Genomic DNA, 14,575 nt, shown 5'->3' on the forward strand with positions numbered 1-14,575 from the left:
CGCCGCATAGTCGGCACCCGAGAAGCTGGAGATGTAGAGGATCGCCTTGTTGATGGGCAGCGGTTTCTTCGGACCCACGAACCGCGTCGCCAGCTGGTTTCCGGCCGCAACCCAGGAGATGGCGTTGTCAAACGTCCCGTCGTTGTAGGTCAGACACTCAGAACCCCACTCCGTCACCTTGACGCGGTTGAACTGCGCGTCATTGGCCGGGTTCTGGTCGCCGGGATTCTCGGCCCGAATCGTGTCGCGGTAGATCGCGTCCACCGCCGAAGGAACCCAGCCCGGGAAGTCAACCGTGTCTATCTGGTTGGGGGCGAGGCTGACGGTGCGAATCGAGTCGTAGACGATCGTGCCGCTGACGCTGTCGCGCATGCGGCAGCGGATGGGCACGTTGTTCTGGGCAGCGGTGCCCCAGTTCCTGACTATGGCCCGCGGCCAGAGCGTGTCGCCGAAGGCGTAGAACGGGTCAATCGGCGCAAGAATCTGCGACACGCCGATATCATTGCTGACCACCATGTCACCCTGCAGGAGCACGTTGTCGACATTCCACCAGTTGATGTTGTAGATGTCGCCGGTCCCGCGCCAGCGGATCCTGACCTGGGACTGACCCGCGGCCCATGAGTTGATGTTGAAAACCTCGGTCCCGGTGTAGCTCGAGTTGTTGTAGTTGCGGATGGTGATGGGCCAGGTTGAGCCGCCGTTGGTTGACCCTTCGATGACCGCGGTGTAGCCGCCGCCGAAGTAGTCGTATTGAACGTACGCCGTCAGCGTGATATTGGTGTAGCCAGCGCAGTTGACGGTCGGTGAAACGAGAGTATCTCGCTGGCCGTAGTCGTACGGATACCAGTAGAGCCTCGCGTATCCGCCGCCGTTGTACCAGTCATTGGCGTCCGGGCCCGCCCCGGTCCAGCCGATTATCCAGCCGGTCGGCGGGCTGGTTGAGGTCCACGAGCCGCTGAAGTCCTGGGTCAGCAGGACTGCGTCCTGCTCTCCCACCGGCATCGGCGGAGTCTGGAAGTTCTGCGGCGCCTCGGCGCGCACACCCGAGGTGGGCACGACGGTCGCCGTGTTCGACGCCCAGCCAAGACCGCTGAGCAGAAGCAAGGCCAGTACCAGAGTAGCTGCCTTGTTCAAAGCTGCCTCCTTTTTTGGGGTGGTACAAAAATGAATCCCCGTGCCGCATCGGCACCACCCAGAGGCCGATTGCGTCGGAGTTACGGCAGTCATGCCAGACCGGCTACCGTGCTTCAGTGTACGCCCCCCCCTTCCCGGTGTCAAGCAGAGAATCGACGCCCGGGATCGCTACTCGCGACGGCTCGACCGAAAAACGGACCGGGGGGCGAAGCCCCCCGGTGAAAGACGCGAACTTGCCGGCTCAGTCGGTCACTACTGCCCGGGCCGTGCCGTTTCTCGCCTTCACGAAGTAGGCACCGGTCGGCAGCGGCAGGAAGTTCAGGCCTTTGGTCGCGGCCTGGCTCAATACCGTTCTTCCCGCGGCGTCGAACACCGACACGCGGACGTCGGCATCGGAGTGGAGAGCGATGCCGAGACGGCTCGGATTAGACAGCACCCGGAGCCCGGCGCGCTTGACCGCCGGCACTCTGCCCTCGGCCACGCCCGGTATCAACGGAATGCCCCCGTCGGTGGTCTTCAGAATCACGCCGTTGTTGCCGCAGGCGTACCCGGTATCCGCCTGCCCGACAGGGAAGCAGATACCGAACATGTCGTCGGTGACCGGAACCGTTGTCCTGTAGAAGTCAACGAACGGAGTGGTCTGAACCAGCCTCTGGATGGTTCCGCCGCTCCCGCAAACGTACGCCACCGTCGTAGTGGGCATGTCAACTCCGTTGAAAACCGTCGTGGGCCAGAACCGCACGGAATCCCACAGGGTCGCGCCGCCGTCATCGGTGTAGCGGATAAGGCCGCCGAGCGAGTCGTTGCCGATAAGGCAACCATAGTTCGGGTCACTGGGTGCGAAGGCTGCGGCCACCATGTCCGCTACCGTCTGTGGTCCCTGCGGGGACGCGGTGGCAAATCCGTCCGTGGTCCCGTAGACCATGCCGCCTTTGCCGAGGGCCACGCCGATCAGGTCCGTCGCCATGCCGCAACTGGTTGACCAGCTCATGGCGCCGCCCACGCTTACATCTGCCCAGCTGCTCCCGCCGTCAGTGGTCTTAATGACCTTGCCGGCCTGGGTGCGGGGGTGGACGCCGATGTAGCCGATCTGGCCGTTGTCCGGGAACGAGATGTAGTTCAATATGTCGGTGCCCGGAATCGTCATTGTTGTCCAGGTGGCACCGCCGTCAGTGGTCCTGATTCCCGTTCCCACGATGCCGACCGCATAGCCGTTGTCGTCGCTGGTGAAATAGACCGAGTTGAGTCCGTTCAGCACGGGCGCGGACTGCGGGGTCCAGGTTACGCCGCCGTCCGCGGTCTTCAGGATGGTAGCCCCGCCGGCCGGATCAGACCCGACCGCGTAGCCGACCGTCGTCCCGGTGGGGAAATGGATCGACGTCAATTGGGCGGCCGAGCCCGTCGAAAGTGCTGTCCAGCCTCCGAAGCCGAGTGAGCACAGCAGCAATAAGCTGCCGATCACTACTGCGTTGCGCCGACTTCCAACGCTCATTCTTCCTCCTCTATCTGCCCTTTGGTTGGTGTGAGACTTCTTGTTGCCCGCTGCCTCCATCGTCCCGACACAACACTTGCCGCGACCGCCCTGCGCGGAGGGCAGGGAATGCGCCGACGAGGTAAGCCAAACAGGATGCAACAAATCAGTATACCCCCGGACTACTGCCTGTCAATACTCTAAAATGTCACCCCGGATCCGCTCGGGCCGCTCACCCGGATGCTCCCCGCGGAGTCGCTCTGAACGCTGCCGCCCCGAGCGCTCGACAAGCTCCGGCGCCAAGGAACCGGAGCGGGCCGGCCCGCACTTGACACCAGCGCCGGCGGTTTCATAATCATCGCCGATGTTGGAATCCAAAGCCGGGCCCGGGCATCAGCAGTCAATCCGGCTGGGCGGGCAGCGGGCAGTGCTCCTGGCACTGGTCACGGCCGGCCTCTTCGCTGCCTACTTGTCGGTGGAGCTGAGGCAGAACGGTGAACCGGGCTTCCCGCTCGATGACTCCTGGATCCACCTGACCTTCGCCCACAACCTCGCCCGCGGCTGGGGATTTGTCTACAACCGAGGTGAGCCGGTCGCCGGCTCCACCGCGCCGCTCTGGACTTTCATCCTGGCGTTCTTCCATTTCTTCGCGCGCAACGCCACGGCGATGGTCGTGATCGCCAAGTTGCTGGGCGCGGTTTCGCTGTTCGTATCAGCGGTCTTCGCCGGCGGCATCGCCTGCCGGGCGACCGGACGTGCATGGCCCGGACTGGCAGCAGGACTGGCGGTGACGACCCTCGGTCCGATGGGTTGGGCAATGATGTCCGGCATGGAGGTGACGCTGTCCGTGGCCCTGACTCTCGCCGGCGTCTACTTCTACCTGCAGTTCCGCACCGGACGGCGGTCGATGCTGGCATGGGTGCTGTTCGGGCTCGCCGCCTGGGCCCGGCCCGAAAGCCTCCTGCTGGCCGCATTCGCGGCACTCGACTCGCTGCTCCGCCGGTTCGCGCTCCGGCAGAAACCGGCATTCTGGCGCGGGTTCGGCATATGGCTCGCCCTGGTTCTCTGCTGGTTCTGGTTCAACCACTCGCTCTCCGGTTCGCTCTTCCCTCTAACCTATGCGGCCAAGGCCGGCAAGACCAGCCTGCTGGCCGCGGTCACCCTCCGCAGTCTTCCGCAATTGCAGGGCCTGCTGACCGTTGCCGCCCCTTCCTACTTCATCCAGTTCTGGCTGCACATCTGGCGGGCGAATCCGGTGTTCTTTCTGCTCGCAGCCGTCGGGCTGGTCGGGCTCGTGGGGTCAGCGTTCCGGCGTGGCCATGAGGGTTTCCTGATTCCGATGGTGGTGCTCGGCTACGTCCCACTTGTCGGCGTATTGTCGCCGTCATACGGAGCGGCCTTCCAGAACGGCCGCTATATCGGCAACGTTACCGCCCTGGCCGCTGTCGTCGCGGTCATCGGCTGCTCGTACCTCTGGCGCTGGATTCGGCAGCCGCGGGTCAGAGCCGGTGTCACAACCATCCTGCTGGTCACGGCGGTCTTCAACGCGGTGACCGTGTCGGCTGCGACCATCCGGAACACGGCCCGGGCCGAGTCGTCCATCAACCGCATGCACGTCGAACTGGGGCGATGGCTCTCCCGCAATACCCCTCGCGGCGCCACGCTCGCCTGCAACGATGTGGGCGCCATCGGCTACTTCTCCAACCGGCGCATCTTCGATCTGAGCGGTCTGGTGTCGAGGGAGTTTCTCGGATACCGGCAGGACCGCGCCGGCTTCATGGCCTTCTTCCGGACGTGGAAACCCGACTTCCTTGCCATCTTCCCGGCCGCGTATCCGGGTCTCAGGGACGCGCCATTCCTGGAGGCCGTCGCGTCAGCGACCGTCCGGGACAACACCGCCGCCGTCCGCGACTTCCAGCCCCAGACAAAGAGCGTGGCCGGTCTCCTCGTACTCGACCTCGCGGTCCAGCCGATGCCGGTAACAATGGCCGTCTACAAGTGCAACTGGAACCTGCTCCCGCCGCCGTAGACGCAGGCTAGATAAGCGATTCGAGACGGTCGGCGAGCCGGCGTGCCTGACTGCGCCGGTTGAATTGGTCGCGGCTCGTCCGGGCAAACTGAGCCGGGTCTCGCTTCATCTCGTCAAGCGCCTCGACCAGCCTCCCGGCATCGAGGCCGCACGCAACTCCGGCTCCGGCTTCTTTCACCAGGGCTGCCGCTTCGTCCGAGCCCTCTCCCCAGACCAGAATCGGCCGTTTCGCTCCGAGGTACTCATAGAGCTTGATGCCGACCGGCTGCGCGGGCTTGCCGATGTAGAGCAGCGCAGCCGCGCCTTTCATCAGGGCGCAGGCCTCATTGTGCGGCACTGTGCTGAGCAGACGCACCTGCGAGTCGTGTTCGAACCGCCGCCGCGTTTCGCCGTCAACCCGGCCGGCAAGGTACAGCCTGGCCTCGGGCCGCTGCCGCAGTGCCGCCATGAACGATGCGACCTCGGCCTGATTCTGCCAGAGGTTGCCGACGTGAACTATGCTGAAGCCCTCCAGCCTGGCCGGCTCGACCTCGAAGTCGGTCGGGTCATAGCCATTGTCGAGCACCTCGCAACGCGGGCCGACTGATCGCGCCGTGCCGGCATTGACACCCAGAACGAGGTCCGAGCGGTCGACCAGATAGCGGCGAAGCCGCCGCAGCGCTGCCCGCTGATGTCGAGGAGGCGGGGCAAAACCGGTCGGCCAGGGGTCGCGAAAGTCAGCGGCCAGCGGCACGTGGGCATGGGCCTTGAGCCGCACCCCGAGCAGCAGCGCGGTGAAGGGCGGGGCGCTGGCGAATATCGCCGCCGGCTTTTCCCGGTCGATGATGTGCCGCCCCGCCACCGAGCCGAACGGCAGCCAGCCGATCTTCGAGTCCGGGAACAGCAGGTGGTTGAGCAACCGCGGCCCGGCTCCGAGCCCGCGCGCCAGCGCCGGCGTGAGTCTCTTCGACTTTGAGCGAACGAGGTTGAAGAGCCGGTTCGGGTCCGCGCTCTCGGTGCGGTAGATACGCGAAGTCCTGAGGTCCTCGAGCAAACGCAGGTCGTAGTGGTAGTAGGCCACCGGCTTGACCGTGAGTATCAACGGCTGCCAGCCAGCCTCGGGCAGGAACTTGCAGAGCTTCGTCACCCGCATCACGCCGCTCAAACCCAGCGGCGGCATGTAGTAGGCGACGACGAGCAAGCGGCGCATCAGCGAAAGTCCGAAGCCCGAAGGTCGAAGGTCGATTCAATACCGGAGAATGAGCCAAGCACCTACTGCCTCAGTCCTCTCGTTGCTTTCGGTCGAGCGTCCGCAGGGCGGCTCCGAAGATGAGGTTCAGCTCCTTGGCCTCCTGCCACAACTCCCGCATCTCCGCGCGGCGCGTGGGAACGGCTGCCGCCAGCATGGTCAGCCAATGCTTGCACTCGCGGGATTCCTTACGGCAAATGCCGATCTTGTGGCGGAAGTCACGCGGGGATTCCGCGTCGTTGGCCTCAGCGTAGTTCGCCCCGATACTGGTGGCCGCACGCACCAACTGGGTCAGCAAAGGGACGGTCACTGGCGACGACGAGACTGTCTGGCAGAAACGTATGGCCGCCACGCCGAACTTGGTGGTGCGGCGTTCGAGGTCGAACTTGTCGGCCTTGTCCATGGAGTGGCGCTCGATTGTAGTCACGCCCTTGCCGGAATCAAGCGGAACGCCACACGATCTGCCCTTCGGGCTTCAATCGGAATTCGAGCTTCGGACTTCGGACTTCTGTGATAGGTGCCGCTTGATCTGCGCTGTCACTTCTTCCCCCGGAAGCTCCACCGGCTCCAGGCCTTTGAGGAACTCGAGCAGGCCCCGGATGTCAAGCGCCAGCAGGTGGTCTTCAATCTGCAGCTCCCCGGGCAGCGACCGGAAGAACGCGCCGGAGCCAAGGCTGTCCTCCAGCCGGAACAGGCTCCCGCCGACCACGTCCCGAATTGCCGACAGGTTGGGTGCCGGGAATGACTTCAGCTTCGCATCGGGCTTGCCGCCGGAGAGGACGAAGAGCTTGCCGTCCATGTCGCTCGTGTCCCGGCCCTGCGCGCTGAGCGCCTCGGACAGGATGTAGCCGTAGGTCGAGCCCAGCAGATGCACGAACAGCAACTGGTTGCCGTCCCGGAAGTAGGGGAACTGGTGGGGAGCCAGGGTGGGAAAGAGCCGCGCCTTCAGCACCGGCGCGAGCCGGTACGAATAGCCGCCGGTCCCCGTACCCTCGAAGACCTTGGTGTTGGACGAGATCGCGGCCAGCGGCCGCACCATCACTCTCTTCTCTTTCTCACGGTGCTCAACCAGCTCCCACGACCGCCCTGCCAGCACGAAGTGATGGAACACAAAGAAGACCGTACCGATCTGCCGGCCGGTAGTTACGTCATACACTTCGTAGCTGCCAAACGTCTTGTCCTGGAGATTCGAGTGGACCTTGCCGGTTTCGACCCGCTGCTCGGTGGCCGGGCCGTTGCAGTAGATGCCCGGACGCTGCGCCACGACCTCGCCGGAGTCGATCATCTGCCGGAACGTCCGGTCAATCGGCGCATCGCTGCCCGCCAGCGGCCGCAGGATTCGCCGCACCGACTCCCAGGTCGCGCCCACGCGCCGGCGCTGGAAAAGGTACGAGCAAACCTGCTGCGGTATCACCGCCAGCGCCGGCGTGTAGCTCTTCTCGTACAGCCGGCCCGTGCGCGCGCACTCGAACATAGTCTCGAACAGGAACTTCTCCCAGGAGTTGAGGTGGAGTCCGAACGCCTGCAGACAGGACTGGCGCCTACGGTTGCCTCTGCCTATCCGCTGCAGCAGCGACGAGACGTTGAACGGCGGCCGCACCAGCACCACGCCGTCAATGTCGCCGATGTCGATTCCCAGTTCGAGCGTGGACGTGCAGCAGAGCAACCCGGTCTTCTCCCGGCTCATCGTCGCTTCGACGCCTTCTCGCGCCTCGCGCGTGAGGCTGGCGTGATGCACCCAGACTCGATTCGTGAACGGCGGGCGGTTAAGCAGCTTCGCGTACTCCTCCGCGTAGGAGCGGGCGTTGAAGAAGCAGAGGACCTTTCGGCAGTTGCGTTTCCGCAGTTCCTCCACGACCCGCTCCGGCCAGCCGTCGCCCATCGGCATCAGCTCTTCGTCTATCTCGCGCCGGCCCGGCACCTGGACGACAACCGGGTCAGGAAAGTAGCGCCGGCCGATCTCGAGGTCGTCAATCGTCGCCGACAGGGCGTGGTAGCGGATGCCGGTGTTGATCAGCCGCAGCCGTTCGAGCAGCACGCGCAACTGGTCCCCGCGCGGCGTGTTGTCGAGCAGGTGGAGTTCATCGAGTATCACGGCCGAGAGTTCCTTGAATATCCGCGTGTGCCGGCAGAGCAGCGAGTCAAACGACTCCGGGGTCGTGATCAGCATGAAAGGGAGCTTTGACTCGTCGATGGCCGGGTGGTCGCCGGTCTTGCGGGCAAGAGCCAGCTCCAGGTATGCAAGCGGCTCGGACAGGCGGCGGTGAAGGTCGTTCACCAGTGCCCGGGTCGGAGACACGTAGAGGACCGCCAAACGCCGAACGCCAGACGCCGAACGGCGGATTCCGGACTTCGGCGTTTGCACTTCGGCGCTCGGACTTTGCGAGAGCAGCCGCTCGACCACCGGCGCGACCACGGCTTCGGTCTTGCCCGACGCGGCCGGCGAAATGATGACAACGTTACGCCCGGCGAGAATCAAAGGGATCGTCCGGACCTGGACTTCGGTGAGTCGTCCGAAGCGGGAGAAGAACGGCGTCCAGGTTCGCTTCAGGGCATCGCGAATCCCGCGCTCAGTCATGCCCCGTTGTCGGTTTCCGGACTCGTCCGTGTCAGCCCGTGGCCGTCCGTGTCAGTCCTTGTTCCTTGGCAGGATGCCCTGTGCCCGGAGCCGCGTCACGTCGAGCGCCTCGATTGAGAACTTGATGAAGGCGCGCACCCCTTCGATGTTGCGGCGGGAAGCTTCACGCAGCAGCCGTTTCTGATCCAAATCCGAGATCGTGAAGTCCGGATACGCCCGCCGGTAGATCATCACCATCGTGGAGAAGGCGTCCAGCAGCGCCTTCTCCTCCAGAAGCCCGAGTTCGACCCGGTGCTTGATGCGGTTGGCCAGTTTTATGTACGCGTAGTCATAGGGGCTGGGGGTGGTCGCAAAGACGAGGAGCAGCGACGGGTCCCGGTAGATGTAGGGCACCGGCCGCACCTGGTTGTGAACCATCCGGTCGTTGATGCGCTTCAGGTCCGGGTCGTTCTGCGCCGTCCTTACCAGGCCGTCCATGAAGTTCACGCTCTTGGCAAGATACATGATGTCCCAGAGATGAGTCACCGTCTCGGCTTCATCCACCAGCAGTACCAGCCCTTTCATCCCCAGTTCCCGCGCCATCCAGCTCAGGCCGGAAAGGATGTTGCAGTAGAGGTCGGCGGCAGTCGAGAAGTCGTACAACGCCGGTATGCGCTGGCCGCCCTTCACCCGGAACGGGCTCTTCTGTTCGGTCGCGTACTCCTTGGTGCTCTCGCCTTCTATCCACTGCCAGAAGACCTCGCTCTGCAGCTGGCCGGCGTCAATCCTGCCAAGCTTCGCCAGCACCGGCCCGAGAAACACGTGGTCCTTCATGTCCAGCGCGGCGCCGCTCCGCAGCAGGTCGCGGTACCCGTGCTCGGTCGCATCCTTGATGTAGCGGAGGTTATGAACGACTTCCCGGTACACCCGTTTAGGCCGGTGCGGGCTGACTTCGGCCGGGTCGAACTGGACCAGGCTCGTGGCCATGCCCGAGGCCAATGCCCGGTGGTGAACGTACTCCAGCAAATGGGTTTTGCCCGACCCGTACTCCCCCTCGACCATGAAGACGTCGCCCTGTCCGCGAGCCAGGTTCGCCAGCGCCTCGTCCAGCACCGCTATCGGTTTCTCGCGACCGAAGGTGAAAGACTCAACGTCCTGGTGGGGCACAATCCCGAGCCGGAAGGCCTCGATCATCCGGCGCGCCTGGATGGTGTCGATCTCGAACAAAGCGGGTTGCGCCTCGCCCGGGACGAAATCCCCGATGTTGAAGAGCAGCCTTACCCGCTGCGTCGGGAGCCAGAGCCGCAGCCCGCTCTGAAACTGGACCAGCAACTCGGTCCCGTGCCAGCGGCTGTCGAGAATCTCCCCATCGCCGAAGACCGGGTGCGACACCAGCCGCCGGCGTCGCTCAGGCGTCGGCTCTGCCGAGTTCCTGCTTCTGACTTCTGTCTTCTGAATTCTGACTTCTGCCTTCGGCTGCGCCTAGAACTCTTCCTTCTCGACCTGCTCCTTGTCGGTCTGCTCCAGCCGCTGGGTGGTAACCCGCAGCAGTTTCTCGGCCTCTTTCCTCCCGAACTCAAGCGCCGGCGTTGCCCGCAGCTGGTGGAACGCATCCAGTACGCTGACCACGAAGAGCCGTCGGTACCCGACGTCGAACGCGAAGGCGGAGATGGCAATGTCGGCCAGCGTGCGGAGAACGGCGTCGCGCTTCGCGTCAGGCAGTTTCATCTCGTAGGCTGCCTCGAACAGGTCGGCGAGCCGCGCGCCCAGCCGTTTCAGGAATTCGGCCGGCTCTATCCCCAGTTCCTCAAGATTGATACGCACGCCAACCGGATTGGTTTCGTTGAAGGCCGAACGCAGCCGTTGCTTCAGAGCCTCATACACGCCGCCCGAACCCTCGAGCAGCAGGTTCTCATCCGGCACCGCGTAGAAGACCATGGCCCCGGGCAGCCGCGAGTTGCCGCATTCGTCCACGAGCTGCCGCAGGTTGTCCAGGGCGCGGCGCTTGTCACGCGACGACGAGATGGACATGCCGCGCTCGGCTTCGTCGAAGAGCAGTATCAGCCCGGTGTAGCCGATGGCGTGGACCCACTGGATTAGCGAGCGCAGCACCCGGAACGCGGTCGCCTTGTCGATCCGCTCGGAAATGCGGTGCTGGACCCGCATCTCCTTCGACACATCCTCACCTTTGAGCCATTGAACGACGTCGTTGAAGCCTTCCCCATCCTCGGCCATCAGGCCCGCAAACGCTCCCCGCACGGCGTTGCTGAAGCTTGTGCTCTCGGTCGTCGGCAGGGTTTCCAGGTACTTGCGCAGGCTGTCGGTGCGATCGTGCAGCTGGCGTTGATCGTCGTGCCACTTCCTGACCACCGACTCGATGCCCTTGTCCCGGACCGCGGTCGGGGCATCGGCCGGTCGCGGGGCGATCAGGTTGGCGGCGATCCCCTTGTAGACGAGTTCCAGTTTGTCGAACGGGCACTCGGTCGGGTTTAGGCTCACATAAGCTACGCAGTAGTTGTGCCCGAACGCGAGGTTCCGGACCGTGTATAGAAAGTGAGTCTTCCCGCCACCGTAGTTCCCGGTTATCAGCTTGAAGCTGGAGAGGTTGTACTTCAGGATACCGTCGAGGTACTCATCCTCGATGACCTTCAGATAGGGTTCGAGCCCGACCGTGAAGTGCTCGATGCCGAACTCGGGCGGCGTGCCGGTCGAGCCGAGCTTGTTGACGATCGCCCGGGCAAGCTGTCTATCCATGTCCGCCCTTCGTCATTCGGACCTCGTCATTCGTCATTTGCTGAACGATATGTACGAATAGTGCGTGCCGTCCCCTTCTTCGCTGTCCGGAACCCACAGCGCCTTGGCCTTCTCGGTCGTGGCATCGAAGTTCGCCACGTGCAGCTTCAACTGCACTTCACCGACCGAGAAAGCGCCGGCCTGCTTCAGCCGGAACAGGTCATAGCTGAAGCGGACGCGCGGGTACTCGACGAACTTCTCCTGGGCCGGGTTCAGCCGGAAGCTCTCCGGCTGCATCAACAGAACCAGCTCGGACAGAAGGTCGAGCAGGAAGACGCGCGTCCCTTCGCTCAAACCTTCGAGCCCGCAGAAACGGCGGTAGGCCGCATGCAGCCTTCCGGCCAGTTTCGACGGCTCCACCGACTTCTGCCTCAACCGCTCGTTCCACTTCCTGAGCGTCGTCGCCAGTTCAAGCGGGGCCAGCGCCAGCCCGGACTTTAGCTTCTCGATTTCCGGCCCCCAGAAGATGGTGGCGCTGCCCGCTTCGAAGTCGACCCTGACCGTAAACAAGCCGACCCGCAGCAAAGGCAGCTGCCCTTTGACGGTCATGCCTGAACCTTCGAGCCCGGCCACGAACTGCCGGCCGAATTCGAACCGGAACTCGGACCGGCTCTGTTCGATTGCGGCCGACTCGTTCCGATGCCACTCGACCAGCTTCTGCCGGACTTCGGAATCGGGGAAAGCCTGGATCGCTCCGCTCAACTGAGCGATGGCCTTGGCCCGGGCGTGGACGTTGTTGACCGGGTCGGAGAGGAGATCGCGATAGGCTGCGAGGCGGCGGACCAGTCTCTGGGACTGGTCGCTCAGCGACTGGAGCAGTTCAGCAAGCCCTTCCATAGGCCTTTGAGTATAGGACGGAGGGGAGCCAAGTCAATCGGCCGTAGCTTGGAGCCTTACGCCACCCGGCAGGCCGAGCCGCGGCCGCTTTTCGGCCGTCTGAATTCGCTTGACGTGCGGCGGGGAACGGATGTATAATGGAGGCTGATGTGGGATACTCCCCGTCAGGTTGTAGCCCCGGGTTTCTGCCAGCATACCGCCGGCAGCGCAACCGGGGGTAAAGGAGGCATAGGTGCCCATAGATGAGCAAAGCCCATCTCCAAGTGAAGAAACCGGCGCTGCTCTGGCGCAGCGCTACGGTGTGCCTTTTGTAGACCTGGCGAACTTCAAAATCGACTCCGAGGTGCTGCAGATGTTCCCGGAGCAGTTCATGCGTTCGAAGCAGGTCATACCCCTCTTCCGCGCCGGCAACACGCTGGCGGCCGCCTTCGTCGACCCGGGCGACATCTTCAACGTTGACGAAGTACGCCGCATGACCGGCATGGAAGTCGAACCCATGGTCTGCCGCGACCTCGAGCTACAGGAAGCGCTCAACCAGTACTATGCCACGTCGCAGTCGGCTGACCTGCCGGACGAACCGGAATCGATGAGCCTCGACGACCTGCCCGAAGAGGAAGCAGAATCCGCGGCCCAGACCGAGATGTCGGCCGAGCCGCGCAAGATCGAAGAGCTGGCTTCCGAGGCGCCGGTGGTTCGCTGGGTAAACCAGATGATCATACGCGCGGTGCGCGAGCGTGCTTCCGACATTCACATCGAGCCGACCCGCGAGGGCCTCACGGTCAGGTACCGTATCGACGGCATCCTCCACCCCATCGTCTCCCCGAAGAAGGCCCTGCAGTTGGCGGTAGTTTCCCGTATCAAGATCATGTCGCGCATGAACATCGCCGAGAAGCGCATCCCGCAGGATGGCCGCTACGGCGCGCTCGTGGACGGGCGCGAGATTGACTTCCGTGTTTCGACCTTCCCGACCACGTACGGCGAAACGGTGGTCATGCGTATCCTCGACCGCATGCGCCTGCTCTCACTCGACGAACTCGGCCTGGCCGGCGAATCGGCGGGGCTCATGCGGGAGATGATCGCCAAGCCCCACGGCGTGATTCTCATTACCGGGCCTACCGGTTCCGGCAAGTCTACGACCGTGTACGCCATCCTCGGTGAAATCCGTTCCGGTGACAAGAACATCATCACCATCGAGGACCCGGTCGAGTACGACATGGACAAGATCTGCCAATCCCAGGTGAACGAGAAGGCCGGCTACACCTACCTGGTCGGACTCCGGCACATCCTGCGTCAGGACCCGGACGTGATCATGATCGGTGAAATCCGTGACGGCGAGACCGCGATGGTCGCCATCCGTGCCGCTCTCACCGGCCAGCTGGTGTTCTCGACCATCCACACCAACGACGCACCCGGAACCATCACCCGTCTGATCGACATGAACATCGAGCCGTTCCTGGTCGCGTCGGCCATGGAAGGCACCGTCGCGCAGCGGCTGGTGCGGCAGATCTGCCCGAAGTGCAAAGAGGACTACGACCCGCCGGCACACCTGCTGGGGGAACTGGGACTGCCGACGGGCACCAAGTTCTACCGCGGCAAGGGCTGCGAACGCTGCCGCAACACCGGCTACAAGGGCCGTATCGGTATCTTCGAAGTAATGAAGGTGAACGACCGCCTCCGCGAGCTGATCGTCACCCGGCCGCCTACCAGCGCCATCCGCATGCTGGCCCGGGAGTACGGGATGAAGACACTCTGGGAAGACGGAATCAGCAAAGTCGTCGCCGGCACCACCACCATCGAAGAGGTGATGGATGAGGCCGAAAAATTTGAATAACTAAGGGGAGCGCAATGCCACTATTCCGCTACAAGGTCCGCGACAAGGAAGGCAAGATCGTATCCGGGAGCCTTGAGGGCAGCGATCTCAACACCATCGTCGAGCGCCTCGACTCGTTCGGCTACATCCCCATAACCATCCGCGAGGAGAAACGGCAGACCGGAGTCGGCGTCGACATCGGCCGGTTCTTCGAGCGGACCAAGGCGGTCGACCTCATCAACTTCACGCGGCAGTTCGTCACCCTGCACCGCGCCGGTCTGCCGATGCTCTCGGCCATCGGTGCGCTGCAGGCCCAGACCAAAGCCAAGCCGCTGGCCCGCGCGCTCGACGCCATCCGCAAGGACCTGATGGGCGGCACCGCGCTTTCGGCGGCCATGTCCAAGTTCCCCAAGGTGTTCAGCGAGCTCTATGTCAACTCCATCTGGGCCGGCGAAACGGGCGGCGTGCTGGACGACATCCTCGACCGGCTGGTGTTGCTGCTCGAACACGAACGCAAACTGAAGTCGGACGTCGGGGCGGCCTTGCGCTACCCGATAATCCTCGCGGTCGGCTTCGTCATCGCCATCGTCGTCCTCGCGACTTTCGTGCTTCCGAAGTTCACGATTCTACTGACGTCCGTAGGCGGCAAGATGCCGCTGCCCACCCAGATCCTGCTTATGTTCACCGGCTTCATGTCCAAGTTCTGGTACATCATC

General features: G+C 63.7%; 11 protein-coding genes. 3 read left to right on the plus strand and 8 right to left on the minus strand.

Annotation, left to right across the window (positions count from 1 at the left end; all coding sequences use genetic code 11):
- Positions 1–1,134 (minus strand): hypothetical protein (locus FJY68_10955; protein MBM3332345.1); only part of this gene is annotated, 1,134 nt, incomplete at its 3' end.
- Between the two features lie 241 nt (positions 1,135–1,375).
- Complete coding sequence (locus FJY68_10960; protein MBM3332346.1) at positions 1,376–2,767, minus strand: T9SS type A sorting domain-containing protein; 1,392 nt, start codon at positions 2,765–2,767, stop codon at positions 1,376–1,378.
- A 202-nt stretch (positions 2,768–2,969) separates the two neighbouring features.
- On the opposite strand from FJY68_10960, the gene FJY68_10965 reads away from it, so the two are divergent.
- Positions 2,970–4,634 carry a hypothetical protein gene (locus FJY68_10965; protein ID MBM3332347.1) on the plus strand — a complete coding sequence of 555 codons (1,665 nt, stop codon included), beginning with the start codon at positions 2,970–2,972 and terminating at the stop codon, positions 4,632–4,634.
- Positions 4,635–4,641: 7 nt separating this feature from the next.
- On the opposite strand, the gene FJY68_10970 is transcribed toward FJY68_10965, so the two are convergent.
- The 6 genes from FJY68_10970 to FJY68_10995 all read right to left on the minus strand — a co-directional run bounded on the left by FJY68_10970 (position 4,642) and on the right by FJY68_10995 (position 12,049).
- Entirely contained in the window at positions 4,642–5,823 is a 1,182-nt protein-coding gene (locus FJY68_10970; GenBank protein MBM3332348.1) for a glycosyltransferase family 4 protein, read from the minus strand.
- Between the two features lie 70 nt (positions 5,824–5,893).
- On the minus strand, positions 5,894–6,265 hold the full coding sequence (locus FJY68_10975) for a four helix bundle protein (GenBank protein MBM3332349.1): 372 nt from the start codon (positions 6,263–6,265) through the stop codon (positions 5,894–5,896).
- Between the two features lie 72 nt (positions 6,266–6,337).
- Complete coding sequence (locus FJY68_10980; GenBank protein ID MBM3332350.1) at positions 6,338–8,440, minus strand: DEAD/DEAH box helicase; 2,103 nt, start codon at positions 8,438–8,440, stop codon at positions 6,338–6,340.
- A 51-nt stretch (positions 8,441–8,491) separates the two neighbouring features.
- Positions 8,492–9,811: a hypothetical protein gene (locus FJY68_10985; GenBank protein ID MBM3332351.1), complete on the minus strand. Its 1,320-nt coding sequence runs from the start codon at positions 9,809–9,811 to the stop codon at positions 8,492–8,494.
- A 90-nt stretch (positions 9,812–9,901) separates the two neighbouring features.
- Positions 9,902–11,173, minus strand: coding sequence for a hypothetical protein (locus tag FJY68_10990; GenBank protein MBM3332352.1), 1,272 nt, complete (start codon positions 11,171–11,173; stop codon positions 9,902–9,904).
- Between the two features lie 33 nt (positions 11,174–11,206).
- Positions 11,207–12,049, minus strand: a complete 843-nt coding sequence (locus FJY68_10995; protein ID MBM3332353.1) for a hypothetical protein — start codon at positions 12,047–12,049, stop codon at positions 11,207–11,209.
- Positions 12,050–12,281: 232 nt separating this feature from the next.
- On the opposite strand from FJY68_10995, the gene FJY68_11000 reads away from it, so the two are divergent.
- Positions 12,282–13,880, plus strand: a complete 1,599-nt coding sequence (locus FJY68_11000) for a type II/IV secretion system protein (protein ID MBM3332354.1) — start codon at positions 12,282–12,284, stop codon at positions 13,878–13,880.
- Positions 13,881–13,894: 14 nt separating this feature from the next.
- A partial coding sequence (locus tag FJY68_11005) for a type II secretion system F family protein (protein ID MBM3332355.1) occupies positions 13,895–14,575 on the plus strand: 681 nt, incomplete at its 3' end.

It is taken from the genome of candidate division WOR-3 bacterium (genome assembly GCA_016867815.1).
Lineage (GTDB): Bacteria > Hydrothermota > Tepidihabitantia > Tepidihabitantales > Tepidihabitantaceae > UBA2258.